We start from the raw sequence: 2837 nt of genomic DNA on the forward strand, positions 1-2837 counted from the left end.
CACGAACGACACGGTGTCCTTCACCTGGCCTGATTGACTGTTATAGCGATCATGTGGAGGACATCGTCAGCGCTGCAGCCGCGCGAGAGGTCGTTTGCGGGTTTGGCGAGGCCCTGGAGCACGGGGCCGATGGCTTGTGCGCCGCCGATGCGCTGGGCGATCTTGTAGCCGATATTGGCGGCTTCGAGATTGGGGAACACGAAGACATTGGCATTGCCTTTCAGCGGGGAATCCGGTGATTTGGCATGGCTGATCGCTTCCACGAATGCCGTGTCGAACTGCAACTCTCCATCGATGCACAGATCGGGCTTGCGCTCCCGCACGGTGCGGGTTGCCTGCACCACCTTCGACACACGCTCATGGGCGGCGCTACCGCCGGTGGAGAAGGACAGCATGGCAACGGCTGCGTCCTTTTCCGTGAGCTGGCGATATGAATCGGCCGACTGGATGGCGATATCGGCAAGCTGCGCGGAATCCGGTTCCACCACGAGGCCGCAATCGGCAAAGACGAAAGCGCCCTTCTTTTGATGATGCGACTGGCACAGCAGCATCAGGAAGAAGCTTGAAACGAGTGAAGCGCCTTCAGCCTTGCCGATGATCTGCAGGGCATGGCGCACCACATCGGCTGTCGTTGCGACTGCGCCAGCCACCGTCCCATCCGCATCGCCCTCCCGCACCATCATGGCAGCAAAGCCAAGCGGTGTCTTCACCATCGCCTCGGCCTGTTCTTCCGTCATGCCCTTGGCCTGACGCAGCCGATAGAGTTTTTGCGCATAATCCGCGCTCAAGCCCGATGTTCTGGGATCGATGATCGCGATCTTCGATCCGTCGATCTGGCTGCCGATGATGCTTTCGGACCCCAGCAACGTGACGCGGGCAATGGCTTCACGTTCGGCACGCAGCGCCGCATCGATGATGCGCGGGTCTTCGCCTTCGGCCAGCACGATGTGGCGCGGCCTCGACCGGGCTTTCTCAAAAATCTTTTCCAATGGCAGCATGGCGCAATCTTTTCAAAAGGCCGGGAGTTGCGCTCCCGGCCTGATTACTGACGAACTGGTTCAGACAGGCATTTGCTGGCGCATATCGGCCTTGTCGATACCGGCCACGACGACGGGCTTCTTCATCGCATCGCGGCGGAATGGTTCGCCCAGTTCCTGATTGAGCACGACTTCGATGAAGGTGGTCACCCCCTTGGCCTGTTCGTCGATTGCCGTCTGCAAGGCCTCGGTGAGCGCCTGCTGGCTATCGACGGTCACGCCCTTGAGGCCGCAGCCATCCGCCACCTTGGCGTAGCTCAGGTTCGGATTGAGTTCGGTGCCGACGAAGTTGTTGTCGTACCACAGCGTCGTGTTGCGCTTTTCGGCACCCCACTGATAGTTGCGGAAGATGACCATGGTGATTGCAGGCCAGCCCTTGCGACCGATGGAGGTCATCTCGTTCATGGAGATGCCGAACGCGCCGTCGCCGGCAAAGCCGACCACCGGCGTGTCGGGCTGGCCGATCTTGGCGCCGACGATGGACGGGAAGCCATAACCGCAGGGGCCGAACATGCCCGGCGCCAGATATTTGCGTCCGTGCTCGAAGCTTGGATAGGCATTGCCGATGGCGCAATTATTGCCGATGTCGGTGGACATGATGGCGTTCTTCGGCATGCCGGCCTGAATGGCGCGCCATGCCTGTCGCGGCGACATGCGGTCCTTCTCGCGCTCGCGGGCACCGGCATTCCAATGCGTGCCCGGATCGTCATCTTCATGATCCATCGAGGAAAGCTGCTGCAACCAGGCGGACTTGCGCTGATGGATGAGCTGCTTGCGCTCGTCACGACCGGCATTGCCTGCATTGGCTCCCAGCTGGTCGAGGATCTGCTGCGCAACCTGCCTGGCGTCGCCGCAAATGCCGACCGAGATCTTCTTGGTGAGGCCGATGCGATCGGGATTGATATCGACCTGGATGATCTTGGCGTCCTTCGGCCAGTAATCAATGCCGTAGCCTGGCAGCGTCGAGAACGGATTGAGGCGGGTGCCGAGCGCCAGAACCACATCGGCCTTGGCGATCAGTTCCATCGCGGCCTTGGAGCCGTTATAGCCGAGCGGCCCTGCAGACAGCGGATGGGTGCCGGGGAACGCGTCGTTATGCTGATAGCCGCAGCAGACCGGCGCATCGAGCCTTTCGGCAAGCGCGATGGATTCCGGGATTGCGCCACCGATGACGACACCGGCACCATTGAGAATGACCGGGAACTTTGCTTCCGTCAGAAGCTTTGCGGCCTCGGCGATGGCATCGCGCCCACCGCTCGGGCGTTCCAGCCGCACGATCTGCGGCAGGTCGACATCGATGACCTGGGTCCAGAAATCGCGCGGAACGTTGATCTGTGCCGGTGCGCAACCGCGCCATGCCTTCTCGATCACCCGGTTCAGCACTTCGGGAATGCGGGTCGCATCGCGCACTTCTTCCTGATAGCAGACCATCTCCTCGAACAGCGCCATCTGGTCCACTTCCTGAAAGCCGCCCTGACCGATGGTCTTGTTGGCAGCCTGCGGAGAGACGAGCAGCATCGGCGTGTGGTTCCAGTAAGCCGTCTTGATGGCGGTCACGAAGCCGGTCACGCCCGGACCGTTCTGGGCAATCGCCATGCCCATCTTGCCCGTCACACGCGTATAACCGTCACAGATCAGCGCCGCATTCGTCTCATGCGCGCAATCCCAGAACGTAATGCCAGCCTTTGGAAACAGATCCGAAACCGGCATCATCGCAGAACCGATGATCCCAAATGCATGCTCTATACCATGCATCTGCAAAACCTTAACAAACGCTTCTTCCGTCGTCATCTTCATGGC

2 protein-coding genes are annotated in these 2837 nt (G+C 60.7%); both read right to left on the minus strand.

The features are described from left to right. Positions 1-20 precede the first annotated feature (20 nt). Positions 21-998, minus strand: a complete 978-nt coding sequence (gene pta, locus F9K91_RS25320; protein ID WP_151558907.1) for a phosphate acetyltransferase — start codon at positions 996-998, stop codon at positions 21-23. 60 nt (positions 999-1058) lie between these two features. Then, positions 1059-2834, minus strand: a complete 1776-nt coding sequence (gene xsc / locus F9K91_RS25325; protein ID WP_151558909.1) for a sulfoacetaldehyde acetyltransferase — start codon at positions 2832-2834, stop codon at positions 1059-1061. Positions 2835-2837 lie beyond the last annotated feature (3 nt).

The sequence above is a fragment of the Brucella tritici genome (genome assembly GCF_008932295.1).
Lineage (GTDB): Bacteria > Pseudomonadota > Alphaproteobacteria > Rhizobiales > Rhizobiaceae > Brucella > Brucella tritici.

Coding starts and splice junctions, on each gene's coding strand:
- xsc (WP_151558909.1), bottom strand. CDS start 2,834: ATGAAGATGACGACGGAAGAAGCGTTTGTTAAGGTTTTGCAGATGCAT.
- pta (WP_151558907.1), bottom strand. CDS start 998: ATGCTGCCATTGGAAAAGATTTTTGAGAAAGCCCGGTCGAGGCCGCGC.